This is a genomic window from Corynebacterium tuberculostearicum, assembly GCF_046097465.1.
GTDB classification, from domain to species: domain Bacteria; phylum Actinomycetota; class Actinomycetes; order Mycobacteriales; family Mycobacteriaceae; genus Corynebacterium; species Corynebacterium tuberculostearicum_I.
Window position 1 is genome coordinate 1,755,645 of sequence record NZ_CP175799.1, and the last position, 17,282, is coordinate 1,772,926.

The window sequence follows — 17,282 nt, forward strand, 5'->3', positions numbered from 1 at the left end:
AATTAAACCAGTCCAACTTTCGGGGGGCAGTTCAATCCGTCCTGGTATTCCTGCACCTTGTCTTCCAAGAAGTCCTCAGCGCGGTTGATGGCTTCTTCAACGACATTGCCGGCCTCGGTGACCTTGTCCTTCAGGTCATCGAATTCATCGCGTTCATCATCTGCCGCATCCTCTTCCGGCTGCTCCGGGGCGGTGCCGATGGTGTTCTTCTTCGGCCTCGCCCACGACGTGCTCTGAGGGCTCATAGTCCGCGTTGTCCTCATCCAGCTTTTCCTGCAGATCCGGCTGCTCGGACGCGGCGGCGACGTGTTCTTCCTCAGCACCAGCAACGACGTGGTTCTTCGGCTCGTAATCACTCTGGGTCACGGAATCATTCTGCTCATCCGCGTTCGCCGTTGCAGCGGCACCGGCAGCTACGGTTCCGGCTGCACCGGCCCCCGTTCCACCAGCTCCCGCTGCAGCAACCTTGCCGGATTCAATCTTGTTGCCCTCGGCATCAGTCGATGCCAGGTAAGTAAACTTCTCGCGGTCCACGTCTACTTCGTACCCAAGGGCGCGTGCAGTTTCTTCAGCCATTGCTTTGTACTCCTTAACTAGATCTATTCTTTCTCATCCTGGCGTTCCAGAAAGTTAAAGTGCGTGCACGGGGAACCGGAATTGGAAAACCGGAAGGCTCATTTGTGATTTCGGTGCTCCTCCCTTCAGTAAGAGATACGGCTGAGCCTCAGGCTGTCCAAAACAACCGCGTTTCGCCAAAAATCGGGCCAGAAAATGGACAAACGCGGTTACTTTATACGCTTTCCGCTCTTTACCACGATCATCTCGCCAAAATTAGCGTGCAATAAACACGCGTGCACTAGACACGAGTGCACTCCGCATGTATTCTGCCGGCATGGACACTCCAAGCAAACAAGTCGCCGACGCACTGGGACTACTTTCCCAGCGCAGCCTCCGCCGACGCATGTACGCCCACCTCACCCAGGGGCTCGGTGAAGAAATCAATGAATCCACGTATTTAGTACTCAGCGGCCTAGACCGCTGCGGTCCCTCCACTCCGAAAGAGCTCGCCACCGTTATCGGCCTGGACCGCTCGGTGGTATCCCGCCACGCCTCGGCCTTAGAAAAAGCCGGGCTCATCGCGCGCGCTACCGATCCCCGCGACGCGCGGTGGATACAACTGTCGCTAACCCCACTGGGCCAAGACAACGTCGCCGTGATGCGCTCGCGCCTGACCCAAAAATTGGAAGAGTTCCTCGCCCGCTGGCCGGAGCCCGCACAACAACAATTCGCGGAAATGCTCACCGACCTCACCAACGACGGACCGTTCGCCCACTAAACCACACACCACCATCACTCTCTCCATCATGACCACACCTCACCACGCCTTGTGAGCACACACTTCGAAGGGAACCCCTCATGCAGGAAGAAGAAAAACTCGACCCCCAGACTAGGCGGGTCGTCATCGCCCTAGTCTTCGGCTCAATTTTGCCGCTGCTAGATATCAGCATCGTCAACGTCGCCATTCATTCCATTGGCGAGGATTTCAACGCACCGATAGTTCTCGCCCAATGGGTCATTACCGGCTACGGGTTGGCCTCCACTATGGCCATTCCTCTCAGCGGCTGGGCAACGCGCCGCTTCGGCGCCAAAAATCTCTGGATTACCGCGCTGGCAGTCTTCACCATCGCTTCAATCCTGTGCGCGGTCTCTACACATATAGACATGCTCATCGCCTTCCGCATCCTGCAGGGATTCGCGGCAGGCTTCTCGGTAGCGGTGATGCAGACCCTCATCGTCACCAACGCTGGGAAGGATCAGGCCACGCGCGCCATTACCGCAATCGGCCTCCCTGCGGTCATTGCACCCGCGATTGCCCCATTACTGGGCGGGCTGCTTGTCGATGCCATCGGCTGGCGCGCCATCTTCCTCATCAACGTTCCCATCGGCATCGCAGCGATTGCGCTGGCTACCCACTACCTAGAACGGACTCCAGCAGACACAGCAGCCCAGCTGGACCGCACGGGATACCTCCTGCTCGCCCCGGGTTTGCTCGCAGTGGTCTATGGCTTTACCACCATCGGACATATGAACTCTTGGACAAGCATAATTGTCCTCGCCGCCGGAGCAGGGCTGATTGGCTACTTTGTCCTGCATGCGCTCCGGGCGCCGTCGCCGCTTATCGATGTCCGCCTATTCGCCCACCCCTCTTTTGCCTCAGCGTGGGCAACGCTGGCCATTGCGAGCACCGTGTTTTATGGCGGACTATTCCTCATTCCGCTGCATTATCAGGGCAACTACGCCTACACCGCATTGGATGCGGGACTTCTGCTGGCCCTACAAAGTGTGGGTGCGTATTTCAGCCGCTCGGCGTCGAAAAAGTTTATCGCTCGATGGGGTACGCGTAAGACCGTCTACATGTGCATTGCCGCCACTATTATCGGAACGCTACCTTTCGCCTTTCCCATCGGCCAGGCGACATGCTGGCTCATCCTTCAAGGCTGCGGGCTATTCGTGCGCGGCGGCGGCATCGGAGCCCTTACTGTGCTCACGATGTCCGCGACCTACCACGGCTTAACCAAAGATGAAGTCGTCCATGCCAGTGCTGCAGGCCGCATAGCGACCCAACTTGGCAGCGCACTCGGCGTATCCGTCTGCACGGTGCTGATGACCCTTACCCACGGGGTCGGATGGTCGACCTTCGCCTACTTCACCGTGTTCACCACGCTTATGGCGGCCACGGCCACCCGGCTCCCGCGCGGGACCGTGGTCCGGAAATAAATGGTAAAGCTCGAGGCGTTTGGCCCACCGAGGCTCCTCTTTAGGAATTCGCTTCTGCCTCCAGAACGAAAAGATGTTTACCCCAGCCAACAGCCGTGGCAGAAGAAATAAGACCGCCGCTATCAGCGACAACAGCGTTGACATCTTCCTGTGTCGGCACCTTGGTGCCGAACATGGAAAGCCTCACCAAGTCCTCTTCATAGGAATGCTCATCGCCGCCGGTTTCCTCCAGAACCTCGGAAAGGATATAAGCCCGATGGAACGCATCCCCGTGAGTGGCGCGGTCTAATTGGGCAGTCACCTCTGCGTTGCCAAAGATACTCCAGGGATCAATGAAGACTACATCAGTTGCCCACGCATAGTCCGCATCAGTGGGATTAAAGCCAGTTCCATCGCCACTCGTTTCGCACCGTTCACGAGAAGCTCCTGCGATTTCCCGTAGCACTGCTTCCGAGGAAGCATCGGTGATAACCCTGCTCTGGGCATGCTCACATCGCCGGAGAATTTCATCTGCATATACTGCACCTCCCTGGCCAATAATCAGAACGCTAGCGGTGTCATCCAGGTGCTGCTGCATCGTCTGTGCTGCGGACGGAGCAGTCCAGCCAGCGCTCATATTCTTTTGCTCAATGCGTTCGGCCGCGAGTTGCGGGTCACGGCATACATATTCTGACCACGGCAATCCCCTCTCGCCTTGAGGAGCCGCCTCACCGGTACGAAGGCTGTGTTCAAGACGCATCAGTGCCATCGCCTCAAGATGCGCAGGCCCGCTTAGCCAACGCACCACATTGGAGTCCGGGTCCGCCAGTTCCAGTCCCATTGCGGTCAGCGCGAGGGTGCGCTCGCGTACTTCGACGAGTTGAAGAGCCGCCAGGTAACGGATAAACCTCCGGAGCGCCTCCTCGTGCAGTTCTGTCGCAGCAGCAAGAGCAGGGACTGTAGTGGCACCCGCATCGATTTCTTGGAAGAGCCCTAAACGCACGGCAGTGCGGAGCGCAAAGGCTGAATTCAACTCAGCCAGATCATGGATATTGTGCAAAACACTATTGCTGCTGCTCGATGCGCTTTCTTTAGCGTCGCTCTGGCTGGTACGCCGCCAGTAGCCTGTGATTTCCCTATGCTCAGGGGAATTTCCGGAAGCTTTGAACAATCGCCGCAGTGTTTTCAGCCGGGACGCCTCCCCCGCCGCCCATACGTATGCTTCTCCAGTAGGCAATTGTGAATCAGCAGTCTCTTCAAAGAGCACACTAGTTTTTGCTACGAAGTCGTCGCCTTGGTCACGTATCGCCCAGTGGACGTGAACTGAATCTGGAATGTCTAAGTCTTGAATATCAGCACTCATCGGAACCTCTATCACCGCAATCGCATCATGCCCAGACGGGAGCGACTCGAGGCAGCGGCCGATTGCTGGGAGCGCAGTCTCGTCTCCGGCCAAGAAAAGCCAATCGGTATGCGTGGGTAACTGTGCACACGACTTTGGACCTGCCACAAAAATAGCGTCACCGATCCGGACATTCTGTGACCAGTTTTCGGCCAAGCCCTCGCCATGGCGAGCGAAATCAATTGCTAACCGCCCGTTAACAGCGTCAAAGTAGCGAACCGTGTATGTGCGGAAGAGATTTTTAACAGTTTCTGGCCACAGGAGGTTGCCATCTTTTTGGGCGATTGGGTGCGGCCGTTCCCCAGTTTCCGGATCCGGGAAGATGAGCCGAACGTCGTCGTCAAAACCATGGCTTATCAGCGAAGGAACGGAAATACCATCGTGTTCGTGCTCCTGGAGCTGCTCCCCGCTAAGCGTAATACGCCGCACGGATGGCGATATATCTTCGATATCTTCCACGTATAATTCCCGGTAAGAAATTGGATAGATTTCCCTGCTCCGACTGTTCCTTGGCATATTTGAGACCATTCCCCTCTCGGTCTAGATGGCTTTTAATTCACTTTGTTCGATGGCCTATTTTCTTATTAAGTTTTGCCGATACTGTGCACGCCTCTCCCAGCCCTAAGCATTTTCCGGCCCACCTACGCACCTTTTAGTGCAGTCATCGTGCTGCGCCGGTGAGCGAAGATGCGGAAAGACTGACGCTGGTTTTCCGTGCCGGAAAGGCAAGAACGGACGCACCACTACCTTTGATGCAGTCCATTGAAGAGAACGCCTTCCGATAAATCGGAAGGCGTTCATGACAACCTGCTGCAAAGGAGCGGGCCCTATCTAGCAAGTATCGGAGCCGTGCGGACCTTGACTACTTTCCAACTTTTCCAGCGTCGGCATTGTCTTGTCCAGCACCCAAGCTCGGCTCAGGCTCGTCGGGTTGTTGAGTCCAGCGACGACCGCCTCGTCACCAGCGAGAGTCGCACCGGAATTCACCTGCGGCAAATCTTTGTATCCCGGAGTATTTTCAACTTCTTCGATTGAGCCGGTGCGGTTATAAATAACCATAAAATCAGCGGCCAGGTAGGATACGTTTTCCGGAGAAAGCGTGACGCGGCCTTTATCAACTGGAACCGTACCGTCAGTCAGCTTATCCGGGAACTTCATGCCCAAATCGTAGATGAAGGATGCACCCGGATCCTCAGGGTCTGCAACGGCACCAAAGGATCCCTGGGCGAATTGAGAAACAATGCCGATTTTACCCGCGAGGTTCGGCAATTTTTCCTTCACGTCAGCGAAACGCTTCTGATCCTCATCATCGCTAGGAGGCATACACCCATGGCCTATGACTTCGTCATTGGCGTGGACGTCGGCAGATACTTCCACCACGCCTGCGTCCTCGATCCCCAAGGCAGACAAGTCCTGTCCAAACGTATCGACCAGCATGAAGGCGCGCTACGCAAGCTCTTCGGCCAATTCCTCGCCGACAATGCCTCGGTCCTTGTCATTGTCGATCAACCCAATAACATCGGCCGGTTGACCGTCGCGGTCGCCCAAGACATGGGGGCAGACGTTCGCTATCTACCGGGGCTTGCGATGCGACAGCTCTCTCGCATCCACGTCGGCAACTCCAAGACCGATGTACGCGACGCCTACGTCATCGCCCATGCCGGTCTTAACCTTCCGGACGCCCTGCGCAGTGTCGACCGCGTTGAGGAAGTCTTTATCCAGTTGAAAGTTCTCAACGGTATCGACGAAGACCTCGCCCGGGCCTACACACGCCTGATTAACCAGATGCGATCCGCGCTCGTAGGAACCTATCCTGCCTTCGAACATGTCCTGCGCGGACAAATGATTCACCGAAAGTGGATCCTCCACCTACGTGCAAAATACGGTGGCCCCACCAAGATTCGACGCATCGGCAGAACACGCCTGGCAGCCTTTGCACGCAGCCACAAAGCGCGCAATCCTGAGCCTGTCATCGATGCCATGCTTGCCGCCATCCACGCCCAGACCGTGTCCATTGCCGGCGCAGAATACGCCGAACTAGGCGTAGCAATGTCCGCCAAAGACGCGCTAGCCAAACTAGAGCATCGCAAGCAAATCGAAGCGCAGGTACTCAAGCTCATTAAGGACATTCCTCAAACCGAGATTCTTTTATCGATGCCCGGCATCGGCCCGCGTAGTGCTGCGCAGATCCTCATGACTGTTGGCGATATGTCCGACTTCCCCGATGCAGCGCACCTAGCGTCCTATGCAGGCCTATCACCGCGGACGAATCAGTCGGGAACGTCCATTATGTCGAATTCGCCCAACCGGGCTGGCAACAAAAACTAAAGAACGCCCTATGGCAATCGTCTTTTGCATCGATCAGATTCCACGAGCGTTCCCGGCAATTCTATGAACGAAAACGCAAAGAAGGCAAAAGACACAACGCCGCAGTCGTCGCACTCGCACGCCGACGCTTCAACGTTCTCTTCGCCATGATGCGCAGCGGCGAGCTCTACCGAGACATCCCCACAGCGCAGGAGGCCACAGCAGCCTAAAACCACCAGAACCGCTCCTCAAGCCGATTGAGCAGCAAGCCCAATCGGCTCCTCAACGGGCCCGAAAACAACATCGCCGAAGTGAAGCAGAAGCCCTCCACACCCCCAACAACCTCACCCATGAAGTTGACAACCTATATAGGAACACCCCCCTGCAAGGCTGCGCCAATCCTATTAAGCTGGCAGGCGTTTCGTGACTTCCCACTACCTTAAGGTTTCACATGAGCCAGCCACGGCACTCTGTTTTCGAATCCACCGTTCCCTCCCATGTTCGTGCGGCCTCCGGTGTAAGCCCGCACAGCGCTTCCTACCGCAAGTTCTGGTCGGGCCTATCTGGTGCCGTCATGGAGCAGATTGCCGATAATTGGGAGCGCACCCGTTCCGCCTATGCTGCGACCCGCCAGCAGCACTACTTTTCCGCGGAGTTCCTGCAGGGCCGCGCGCTGCTCAATAACCTCACCAACCTGGGCTTGGTTGACGATGCCAAGGCTGCCGCCACCGCCGCCGACCACGAGCTGAGCGATGTTCTCGAAGCCGAGCACGATGCCGCGCTCGGCAACGGTGGCCTCGGCCGCCTCGCCGCCTGCTTCCTCGATTCCGCTGTCACCCAGGACTACCCCGTTACCGGTTATGGCCTGCTCTACCGCTACGGCCTGTTCCGCCAGTCCTTTGAGAATGGCTTCCAGAAGGAACAGCCTGATGCGTGGATGGAAAACGGCTATGACTTCATCATCCGCCGCGCCTCCGAGCAGCGCCGCGTCCACTTTGATGACATGGACGTGCGCGCCATTCCCTATGACATGCCTATCACCGGCTACGGAACCGATAACGTAGGCACGCTACGCCTGTGGAAGTCCGAGCCCATCGCTGAATTCGATTATGATGCCTTCAACTCCCAGCGCTTTACGGAGGCCATTGTCGATCGCGAACGCGTCATGGATATCTGCCGCGTGCTCTACCCCAACGACACCACCTATGAGGGCAAGGTACTGCGCGTTCGCCAACAGTACTTCTTTGTCTCCGCATCCCTGCAGACCATGGTGGATAACTACATTGCCCAGCACGGCGAGGACCTCACCGGTTTTGCGCAGTACAACTCCATCCAGCTCAATGACACCCACCCAGTGCTCGCCATCCCAGAGCTCCTGCGCATTTTGCTCGATGACCATGGTCTGAGCTGGGATGCGGCGTGGAAGATCGTCACCGAGACCTTTGCCTACACCAACCACACCGTGCTCGCAGAGGCCCTGGAGAGCTGGGAAGTGTCCATCTTCCAAAAGCTGTTTTGGCGCATCTGGCAGTTGGTGGAGGAAATCGACCGCCGCTTCCGCGAAGATATGGCCCGCCGCGGCCTAGATCAGGGCCGCATTGACTACATGGCGCCGGTATCCAACGGACACGTGCACATGGCCTGGATCGCCTGCTACGCCGCCTACTCCATTAACGGTGTCGCCGCCCTGCATACCGAGATCATCAAGGCCGATACGTTATCCGAATGGCACGATCTCTGGCCAGAAAAATTCAACAATAAGACCAATGGCGTCACCCCGCGCCGCTGGCTAAAGATGTGCAACCCCCGCCTGGCAGAACTGCTCACACAGCAGGCTGGTTCCGATGCGTGGGTTACTGACCTCACCCAGCTGGCCAAACTCGCCGATAAGGCCGACGACGGGGACCTGCTGCACCAGCTCATCGCCATCAAGCAGGCCAATAAGCGCGACTTTGCGCAGTGGGTAAACGACCACCAAGGCGCTGAAATCGACCCCGATTCCATCTTTGACGTGCAGATTAAACGCCTGCACGAGTACAAGCGCCAGCTGATGAACGCCCTCTACGTCCTCGACCTCTACTTCCGCATCAAGGACGAGGGCGAAACCGTGCCGAAGCGCACTTTCATCTTTGGTGCCAAGGCCGCGCCAGGCTACGACCGCGCCAAGGCGATTATTAAGCTCATCAACACCATCGCGGATCTGGTCAATAACGACCCGGCGACCAAAGACATCATCCGCGTCGTCTTCGTGGAGAACTACAACGTCTCCCCCGCCGAGCACATCATCCCGGCCGCTGATATCTCCGAGCAGATTTCCGTGGCTGGCAAGGAAGCCTCCGGCACGTCCAATATGAAGTTCATGATGAATGGCGCACTGACCTTGGGCACCATGGATGGAGCAAACGTAGAAATCGTCGAGGCGGTTGGCGAGGACAACGCTTATATCTTCGGCGCCCGCAATGAGGAGTTGCCGCAGCTGCGCGCCGAGTACAACCCGGGCGAGCTTTACCAGAGCGTGCCAGGCTTGGCCCGCGCGCTGGATGCGCTAGTCGACGGCACCCTGGGCGCCGACAATGCCGGCATCTTCGGCGATTTGCGTTCCTCGCTTCTCGACGGCTTCGGGGAGCACGCCCAAGACCAGTACTACGTCCTCGGTGACTTCGCCGACTACCGCGAGACCCGCGACCGCATGGCCGCGGAGTATCAAGAGGACGATCTTGCATGGGCCAAGAAGGCCTGGCTGAATATCTGCTATTCGGGTCGCTTCTCCTCGGACCGAACCATCGCGGACTACGCGAACGAGGTGTGGAAGATCCAGCCGACCCCGATTTCCCAGCGCTAAGAAAAGGTCCTGTCCTTCGCTTCCACGGCAAAGGGCAGGACCTTTATGTAGGCGGTGTGCCTGATGCTGTTTAGCGCAGGCCCACGCGCTTGAGCTGCTCATAGATGGGCTTCAAGTCAATGTTAAGCACGCCCATCTGCGTAGCTAGGAAGCCGAGGCGCCGACAACTGCGCCCAGAATCCCCAGACCCGTAGCTAGACCAGCAGCAAAGCCCTTGCTGCTGCCTTCCTTGCCGGCATCAGCGTCATCGGACGGGTTGGCAGCGTCTTCTGGCTGCTCTGGCTCTTCTGCTTGGCCGGTGCCATCGTTCCACCACTCATCAAAGGTCAAGTTGGCTACCAGGGTGTTATCGATGTAGTCACCGCGGACCGAATCGGTTCCAGAGGTACGGGCCATGATGTCCTCGGAGCCGGCGCCCTTGAAGAAGAACGGCACCAACTGGTTGGTGTGCTGACCGGAGTACCAACCGTGGCGAGCAACCTTGCCCTTCTCACCTTCCATAGCGTTGAAGCGGTTATCCGCCTCAGGGTTATCCTCAGTCGGAGCCTCGTTCGCACCGGAGAGATAGCCGGTTTCGTGGTCTGCGGTAACAACCAGCAGGGTCTCCTCCCACGAAGAGTTCTCCTCTACCCACTTGATGGCGGCATCGACCGATTTGTTGAAGTCCTGGGTCTCTTCGATGTCGCGCACCGGGTTATTGCCGTGTCCAGCCCAGTCGATGGCACCGCCCTCGATCATGACGGAGAATCCATCCTCATCCTGCCCCAGTGCGTTGAGTGCGCCGGTGGTCATGGTGGGGAGATCGACGACGTCGTTAAGCGGGTCAGAGTACGGCTCCTTCGCCTCACCAGAGCGAGAGTTCTGCAAGGTGGATCCTACCTGTGCGATACCCCAGTACTTCTGGTCCGGCTTGACGTCGCCTTCCGCCATCTTCTTGAAGTCATCGTTGGACTCAAAGTAGTTCCAGTCGGTCTCGCCAGCGGAAAGCTTGGCGTAGTCCTCCTCGTACATGAAGCTGTAATCCGGAGTTTCGATCTTTTGGTGGTCATTGTCGTAGAACGGGTGGCCAGCGGCCATGACCAAGTCGAGGGCGCTGCCGAGCATCTCACGGCTAATGTCCTGCAGCTTATCGCGGTCCTTGTTGTGCGCGGCCCACGCCGCCGGAGTGGCTTCGGAATAGAGAGTGTCTGATGGTTTGTGTGTGGGTACCTAACCCGCATAAGGAGATGGACCAGAATGACTACTGTGGCGAGACGAGATCCGGCTGATAAGGCCAAGATTGATGCGATTGAAAAGAAGCTGCTTGCTAACCCTGACATCGCGAAGCTGATTGATGACCTAGGCACGTCTACAACGGATGCCAACGACCTGGTTCGCGGCATGTTACAAGCCTCGATTACCAGAGGCCTCAACGCTGAAATGGATGCCCACCTAGGCTACGAGTCTGGCGACAGGAGCGCTAAAGCTGCAGCTAGAACAGACAATCACCGCAACGGGTCGTATCCAAAGACCGTGGATTCTAACTACGGGCCAGTCACCGTTGATGTGCCAAGAGATCGGGCTGGAACATTCTTTCCGACTATGGTCCCTAAAGGCTCGAGGAGATTGACTGATGTCGATGACATGATCGTTAGCTTGTACGCCGGTGGGATGACAATTGGGGATATCCAGCATCATATGGCAATGGCGATGCGTGTTGATATTTCCCATGAGACGATTTCAGCGGTTACTGACGCCGTCCTCGATGAGGTCATGATCTGGCAAAACCGCCAGCTAGACGAGTTCTACCCGGTCATTTTCCTGGATGCGCTGCGCATTAAAGTCCGCGATGGCGGCCGAGTGGTCAATAAGTCCGCGTACATGGCTATCGGCGTGGATCTCGACGGTATCAAGCACATTTTGGGATTGTGGATTGCCAAAGAAGAAGGCGCTTCATTTTGGGCGCAGGTATGTGCCAATCTTTCCAATCGTGGGGTCAAGGACGTCTTTATCGTCTGCTGTGACGGGCTTAAAGGTCTGCCTGAAGCAGTTGAGGCAACGTGGCCGAACTCTATGGTGCAAACCTGTATCGTGCACCTGATTCGTGCCGCTAACCGGTGGGTAGCCTACGGGGATCGCCGGGGCGTATCGGCCGCGTTGAAAAAGATTTACACCGCCACGGACGAGTCCACAGCTAAGGCTGCCTTAGACGAATTTGAAGCCTCTGAATTGGCAGAAAAGTATCCACGCTCAGTCAAAGTCTGGCGAGATGCATGGGCGCGTTTCGTACCGTTTCTCCAGTTCCCACCAGCAGCCAGCAAGGTCATTTACACGAAGAATTCGATTGAATCATTCAACAATGAACTGCGGAAAGCTACCCACAACAGGGTGCAGTTCACTAACAATGAATCAGCGCTCAAGACGCTATGGTTGATGATCTGCAACATCGAAGACAAACGAGCCGCAAAGAGGGCAAAGCAAGGCAAACGAGTCTCAGCAACAGCCGGCAGACTCATGGAAGGAGCCCGAGTTTCCGGCTGGAAACAAGCCATTAACCAAATGGCCGTGGCCTACCCCGACAGCTTCGACAAATACCTATAAACCTAGCCCCACACACAAACAACTTGATACCCTCCGAACAAGCAAGCATTGATAGATGCAGGTCTGCACTACATTTTGTCGGTGAAACCCCACCGTGCCTGAGGTGAGTGAAACCTGGCGGCGGGAAATCCCTGGTGAAGCCTACGCCCACGGCCAGATCTGGACACAAGCCTCGGCAAGCGATGCGCGCAAACACACAACCCCGAATACGGTGACCCACTTCCAGTACTCCTATGATCGGGCCAGACGCGGCCTGCGCGGAATCAAAGAGCAAGTCGCAAAAGCCAAACGCGCTGTTGACGGCGAAATCGCCATTAAGCGCAACCGCTATTTCGATCTTTCCATCCCGAACAAGAAGGTCAACTACGCTCTTGCTGCCAAACACCGAGCCCTAGCCGGAATTAAAGGCTATGAAACCGACCTGACCGCTCTTCCCGCCCAGGAGGTTATCGGGCATTACCGCAGGCTATTCCACATTGAAAATGTCGTATCGGATGTCGAAATCAGACCTGAAAGCACGCCCAATCTATGCGAGGAAACAAAACTCGATCACAGCACATCTCAATATTGTGATGGCAGCACTAGCCGTGACCCACCTGATGGAGACCCGCAGTGGTCACTTCATCAAACGCCTCGTGAGAACACTCAAGAAATACCGCAGCTTTCAACTCGTCGTTGGCGGCGAAACCATTCACGCCGCCGTACCATTCCCGCCCGACCTCACTGCCACCATCCAAGTAATCACCGGCCGCGAACTTCCGCACAAAATTGGCCTAAGTCAGGTTAGAAGGGAATCAGCACACCGTCTCGTGGGATTCGTGCTCTGGGTGCTCAATCTGGATGGTGGAGTGCTCGATACCGTGTTCGCGCAGGGCCTGCTGGGCGGCATCCAACAGCGGGCCGGTGCCGACGGTGCCGTCGCGCACGATATGCACGGTCGTGAGCACGTTCACGCCGTCCAGGCTCCACAGGTGCAGGTCGTGGATGTCAGCAACGCCCTCGACCTGCCGCAGCGCGGGCTCGATCGCACTGGCGTCGAAGTCCGCCGGGACTTGCTCGAGCAGCACGCTCGCCGAAAGCCGCATGAGCTGCCAAGCGCGCGGCAGCACCATCGCCGCGATCGCTAGGGAGGCGATCACGTCCGCCGCCACAAACCCCGTGGTCAGTACCACGATGCCGGCCACGATTACTGCGATCGAGCCGAGCATATCCACTAACACGTGCAAGAACGCGCCCTCCACGTTGATCGAGGATTTGCGGTGCCGGTGCAGAACCCACGCCGATAGCGCATTCGCCACCAGGCCGATCACCGCGATGATCAGCATCGTTTTTCCCTGCACTTCGGCCGGGCTCTGCAGGCGGCGCACCGCCTCGACGACAATCCACACCGAGATCGCCAGCACCATCACTGCGTTCGCCAGTGCAGCAAGCACCTCCACTCGTCGGTAGCCGTACGTGGCCTGAGCCGATGCTTGTCGGCGCCCAACCAACACCGCTAACACCGCGATGATCAACCCCGCAGCGTCGGAAAGCATGTGCATCGCATCCGCCATCAGCGCCATCGAACCCGCCAACCAGCCGCCGATCAGCTCCGCGAAGAAGACGGTGCCGGTAATGCCCAGCGCAATCAAGAGTGCGCGCAGCGGCGTGCTGGAGTGATCGTGGTCGTGGTGCTCGTGTGCCATGCACTCAGCCTATCCCCGTCGACGCTTATTGACAATTAAATGAAAATGGATGGGGGTAAGCGCAGCCACTGAGGCCAAGTCGGCCTGATTTAGGTCATTGTGCAGTTGTCCTTTGAATGTGTAGAGAAGCTGAAACATGAACAACCAAAAAGTACTGCAGCCGCATGTCAGGAAGGCAACCGCTGAGTGTACTCGAGGTAAATATAAATCTACATTTGTATAAATGTATATAGAAAAGCGCCGCGAGCCGTGGAACGTGTTAAAGGGTGGGTCGCGGCGCTCGTGCCAAAAATCTACTTCTTGGTTTCACCCAACAAGTGACACTGAATCATGTTGGTGTTGCCAGCAATTCCTGGAGGAGTACCAGCAATGACGACAATCATGTCGCCTTCCTCGTACCTGTCCATCTCCAGCAATGCATCATCGATAGCTTCCATCATGTCATCGGTGGACTTAACGTGCGGGCTCAAGAAGGTCTCAGCACCCCACGTCAAAGCCAGCTGGGAACGAACCGCTGGGTCCGGCGTAAACGCCAGCAGCGGAAGCTGGGAGTGCAGGCGAGCCACGCGCTTAGCGGTATCGCCGGAGGTAGTAAAGGCTACGATGGCCTTTGCATTGAGGCGCTCGGCAATATCGCGGGCGGAATAGGACACCACACCACGCTTGGTGCGCGGAACGTGGGACAGCGGTGGAACCTTGCCGCCATCTTCAGCATTAGCCACGATCTTGGACATGGTGCGCACGACGTTCTGCGGGTCAATACCCACGGAAGTCTCACCAGAGAGCATAACGGCGTCAGCGCCATCGAGAACGGCGTTAGCCACGTCGGAAGCCTCTGCACGGGTCGGGCGCAGGTTAGAAATCATGGAATCCAGCATCTGGGTAGCCACGATGACCGGCTTAGCGTTCTCGCGAGCAATCTGGATAGCGCGCTTCTGGAACAGCGGCACGCGCTCCAGCGGCACCTCAACACCGAGGTCGCCACGGGCAATCATGATGGCATCGAATGCCAGCACGATAGACTCGAGCGCGTCTACTGCCTCAGGCTTTTCCAGCTTGGCAATGACTGGAACGCGGCGACCCTCTTCGTCCATAATCTCATGGACCTTATCCACATCTGCTGGGGAGCGGACGAAGGACAGTGCCACGAGGTCAACGCCGAGATTCAAAGCGAAGCGCAGGTCAGCGATATCCTTTTCCGACAAAGCCGGCACGGAGATATCCATACCAGGGAGGGAAACGCCCTTGTTATTGGAAACCGGGCCACCTTCGGTGACCTCACAGACGACGTCGTTGCCGTCGACTTCCTTACAAACAACGGCAACCTTGCCGTCGTCGATCAGCAGGCGGTCACCTGGCTTGGCGTCCTTCGCCAGGCCCTTGTAAGTGGTGGAGACGCGGTCATGGGTGCCTTCGATATCGTCCACGGTAATGCGGACGATCTGGCCGTTATCCCACTGCTCCTCGCCGTTGATAAAGCGGCCAAGGCGAATCTTAGGGCCCTGGAGGTCCGCCAAGATACCGACGGCGCGGCCGGTTTTATCGGTGGCCTGGCGCACCCAGTTGTAATTCGCCTCGTGGTCTGCATGCTCGCCGTGAGACATATTCAGGCGGGCAACGTCCATGCCGTCCTGTACGAGGCGCAAGATGCCATCCTCGCTAGCAACGGCAGGGCCGAGAGTACAAACAATCTTCGTTCTTCTATCCAGCATTATTGGCCTATTCCGTCGGGGAAACTGAACACTCCCCAACCTACTACTTCGAAAGGATTGGGGCCACAATTTCTCGGGTTCATTTTCTGAACGGGCACCCCAAAATGCCCTATTTCCCACAAACCCAAAACCAACCGGACACACTTGGGCAATGTTTACGTCGATGAAGAACCCGGTTGCTGCCCGTCAGATACCGCGTGCTCATGGCTGTGCCCATCAGTATTCCGGCGCTCCGCCCAATACTTAGGATCTACCTCTTCGGGGGACTCTGGGCCCTGGCGGTGCCTATCAAGCACGAAGAAGACAATCGCGGCGATGATAAAAATCACAAGCGACACGATGAGATTCACGCGGACCCCAAAGATATGGGTCGCCTCATCGGAACGCATCCCTTCAATAAAGAAGCGGCCCAATGTATAGCCCATGACATAAAGGGCAAAGACGCGCCCGTGCCCCAACTTCCAGGCCTTGTGAGCCCACAAGAGGAAAAGGCAGACCAGGACATTCCACACGAGCTCGTACAGGAAGGTCGGGTGCACCGAGGTCATGATCTCCCCCGTGGAGTGTCCGGAAACGGGAGCATAGCCGCCATTTTCATTGACGCGGTAATAGATGTCTAAAGCCCACGGAACGTCGGTCGGGCGCCCATAGAGCTCTTGGTTAAACCAGTTGCCTAGGCGTCCAATCGCCTGCGCGAGGACGAGGCCTGGCGCCACCGCGTCAGCAAAGGGGCCGAGCGGTACTTTTTTCACTTTGAAAAGCACCCACAAAGCTAGTGCGCCCAAGGCTACGGCGCCCCAAATGCCCAGTCCGCCATTGGTAATCTTCAGCGCGTCCGCGGGATTGCAGCTATCGCAGAAGTACTTCTGGTTATCGGTAATGACGTGGTAGAGCCGCCCGCCAATGATGCCGGCTGGGATGACCACGATGGCGGCATCCCATACTGTGTCTGGGTTACCGCCGCGTGCGGTGTAGCGGCGTAAGGTCATTCGCAAGGCGACGATAATACCCACGATGATGCACAGCGCATAGGCACGAATGGGAATGGGCCCCAACTGCCACACGCCCTGCGGCGGAGACGGAATATTTGCAAGAATTTCTGTGTGCACGTAGCCAGTGTGCCTTATCCCCCACCCCACCAGCTAGTTGGGGTCTTATTCTATCTTGCGCGCGGGACACGCTGGATGCTGCCCGGCAGCCACCAAAGAGCGCGCCAGCGCCGTAGGATCCTGGGCAGCCATGACTGATTCTCCCACCAAAACTGCATCAGCGCCGCGGGAAGCATAGTGAAACAGGTTGCGCGCGTTGTTTACCCCGCCTACTGCGATGCGCAGGATGGATTCGGGTAAGCCCGGGGCGATATCGTTAAACGCCTCGCGGTTAATGGCATCCGAAGCCAACGACCACGCATTGATGGCAATGACGCTACTTCCTGCCTTGATTGCGCGGTCAACCTCGGCGCAGTTGCGTACCTCTACGATCGCGGTCATACCGAGCGATTCCACCCGGTCCAAAAGTGCCTCCAGGCGAGCTTGCTCTAAGAGTTCAACCTGCAATGGAATAGCATCGGCCCCAAAGCACCGGGCTTCATGAATTTGGTAAGGGTCCACGATGAGATCGCGCGACATCATGGGAATATCAATCGCAGCACGCGCAGCTGCCATGTCTTCTAAAGAACCGTGAAAGCGGCGGAAATCGGTCTGGCATGCCATGAGATGTACGCCGCAGTGTTCAAAGGTGCGGGCCCATTCCGCCATCTGTTCCGCAGAACCAACATGTGCGATTTCGCCACCGTAGGGTACGGCGCGCTTGAGCTCCGTGATGACCGAGCAGCCAGTGCGCAGCAACGCCGCGCGGGCATCCCGGGGAGGCTCCATGTCACGCGAGCGGGCTTTCACATCTTTGAAAGACACGCGAGCTTCCCGCGCAGCGACGTCCTCCAAGACTCCTGCAACTAGGTGGTCAACGGCAATGGGCGTAGGCATCAGCACCTCCCT

General features: G+C 57.2%; 14 protein-coding genes and 1 pseudogene. 6 read left to right on the plus strand and 9 right to left on the minus strand.

Annotated elements, in window-relative coordinates; translation table 11 throughout:
* Window positions 1-2 precede the first annotated feature (2 nt).
* Together ACKFRX_RS08335 and ACKFRX_RS08340 are read right to left on the minus strand one after the other, a co-directional pair.
* Complete coding sequence (locus ACKFRX_RS08335; protein WP_408927660.1) at window positions 3-245, minus strand: hypothetical protein; 243 nt, start codon at window positions 243-245, stop codon at window positions 3-5.
* Window positions 157-576, minus strand: a complete 420-nt coding sequence (locus tag ACKFRX_RS08340) for a hypothetical protein (RefSeq protein WP_250408707.1) — start codon at window positions 574-576, stop codon at window positions 157-159. The genes ACKFRX_RS08335 and ACKFRX_RS08340 overlap by 89 nt, the downstream gene beginning before the upstream one ends.
* A gap of 316 nt (window positions 577-892) precedes the next feature.
* Between ACKFRX_RS08340 and ACKFRX_RS08345 the strand changes: the two genes are divergently transcribed.
* Both ACKFRX_RS08345 and ACKFRX_RS08350 read left to right on the plus strand, forming a co-directional pair.
* A complete protein-coding gene (locus ACKFRX_RS08345) occupies window positions 893-1,336 on the plus strand; it encodes a MarR family winged helix-turn-helix transcriptional regulator (RefSeq protein WP_158522254.1) in 444 nt (147 codons plus the stop codon).
* An 80-nt stretch (window positions 1,337-1,416) separates the two neighbouring features.
* Window positions 1,417-2,778, plus strand: a complete 1,362-nt coding sequence (locus ACKFRX_RS08350; protein WP_250408705.1) for a DHA2 family efflux MFS transporter permease subunit — start codon at window positions 1,417-1,419, stop codon at window positions 2,776-2,778.
* Window positions 2,779-2,818: 40 nt separating this feature from the next.
* On the opposite strand, the gene ACKFRX_RS08355 is transcribed toward ACKFRX_RS08350, so the two are convergent.
* Both ACKFRX_RS08355 and ACKFRX_RS08360 read right to left on the minus strand, forming a co-directional pair.
* On the minus strand, window positions 2,819-4,618 hold the full coding sequence (locus tag ACKFRX_RS08355; RefSeq protein WP_250408704.1) for an SIP domain-containing protein: 1,800 nt from the start codon (window positions 4,616-4,618) through the stop codon (window positions 2,819-2,821).
* A gap of 372 nt (window positions 4,619-4,990) precedes the next feature.
* Complete coding sequence (locus ACKFRX_RS08360; RefSeq protein WP_250408703.1) at window positions 4,991-5,482, minus strand: hypothetical protein; 492 nt, start codon at window positions 5,480-5,482, stop codon at window positions 4,991-4,993.
* 6 nt (window positions 5,483-5,488) lie between these two features.
* Here ACKFRX_RS08360 and ACKFRX_RS08365 point away from each other — a divergent pair.
* Window positions 5,489-6,696 (plus strand): annotated as a pseudogene (locus tag ACKFRX_RS08365) (IS110 family transposase).
* Window positions 6,697-6,917: 221 nt separating this feature from the next.
* Complete coding sequence (locus ACKFRX_RS08370; protein ID WP_408922080.1) at window positions 6,918-9,308, plus strand: glycogen/starch/alpha-glucan phosphorylase; 2,391 nt, start codon at window positions 6,918-6,920, stop codon at window positions 9,306-9,308.
* A gap of 144 nt (window positions 9,309-9,452) precedes the next feature.
* Here the strand turns inward: ACKFRX_RS08370 and ACKFRX_RS08375 are convergent, their stop codons facing one another.
* Window positions 9,453-10,433: an alkaline phosphatase gene (locus tag ACKFRX_RS08375; RefSeq protein WP_408928276.1), complete on the minus strand. Its 981-nt coding sequence runs from the start codon at window positions 10,431-10,433 to the stop codon at window positions 9,453-9,455.
* 111 nt (window positions 10,434-10,544) lie between these two features.
* Here ACKFRX_RS08375 and ACKFRX_RS08380 point away from each other — a divergent pair, with 111 nt between their 5' ends.
* Window positions 10,545-11,888 carry an IS256 family transposase gene (locus tag ACKFRX_RS08380; RefSeq protein WP_005328804.1) on the plus strand — a complete coding sequence of 448 codons (1,344 nt, stop codon included), beginning with the start codon at window positions 10,545-10,547 and terminating at the stop codon, window positions 11,886-11,888.
* A 103-nt stretch (window positions 11,889-11,991) separates the two neighbouring features.
* A complete protein-coding gene (locus ACKFRX_RS08385; RefSeq protein ID WP_408927661.1) occupies window positions 11,992-12,675 on the plus strand; it encodes a hypothetical protein in 684 nt (227 codons plus the stop codon).
* Window positions 12,676-12,682: 7 nt separating this feature from the next.
* On the opposite strand, the gene ACKFRX_RS08390 is transcribed toward ACKFRX_RS08385, so the two are convergent.
* The 4 genes from ACKFRX_RS08390 to ACKFRX_RS08405 form a co-directional block, all read right to left on the minus strand.
* On the minus strand, window positions 12,683-13,573 hold the full coding sequence (locus ACKFRX_RS08390; protein WP_005324622.1) for a cation diffusion facilitator family transporter: 891 nt from the start codon (window positions 13,571-13,573) through the stop codon (window positions 12,683-12,685).
* Between the two features lie 293 nt (window positions 13,574-13,866).
* Window positions 13,867-15,282 (minus strand): pyruvate kinase, encoded by a 1,416-nt coding sequence (gene pyk / locus ACKFRX_RS08395; RefSeq protein WP_100067822.1) that lies wholly within the window; start codon window positions 15,280-15,282, stop codon window positions 13,867-13,869.
* Between the two features lie 158 nt (window positions 15,283-15,440).
* Window positions 15,441-16,394 (minus strand): prolipoprotein diacylglyceryl transferase, encoded by a 954-nt coding sequence (gene lgt, locus ACKFRX_RS08400; protein ID WP_005328808.1) that lies wholly within the window; start codon window positions 16,392-16,394, stop codon window positions 15,441-15,443.
* A gap of 45 nt (window positions 16,395-16,439) precedes the next feature.
* Window positions 16,440-17,270: an indole-3-glycerol-phosphate synthase gene (locus ACKFRX_RS08405; RefSeq protein WP_005324614.1), complete on the minus strand. Its 831-nt coding sequence runs from the start codon at window positions 17,268-17,270 to the stop codon at window positions 16,440-16,442.
* Window positions 17,271-17,282: the final 12 nt, after the last annotated feature.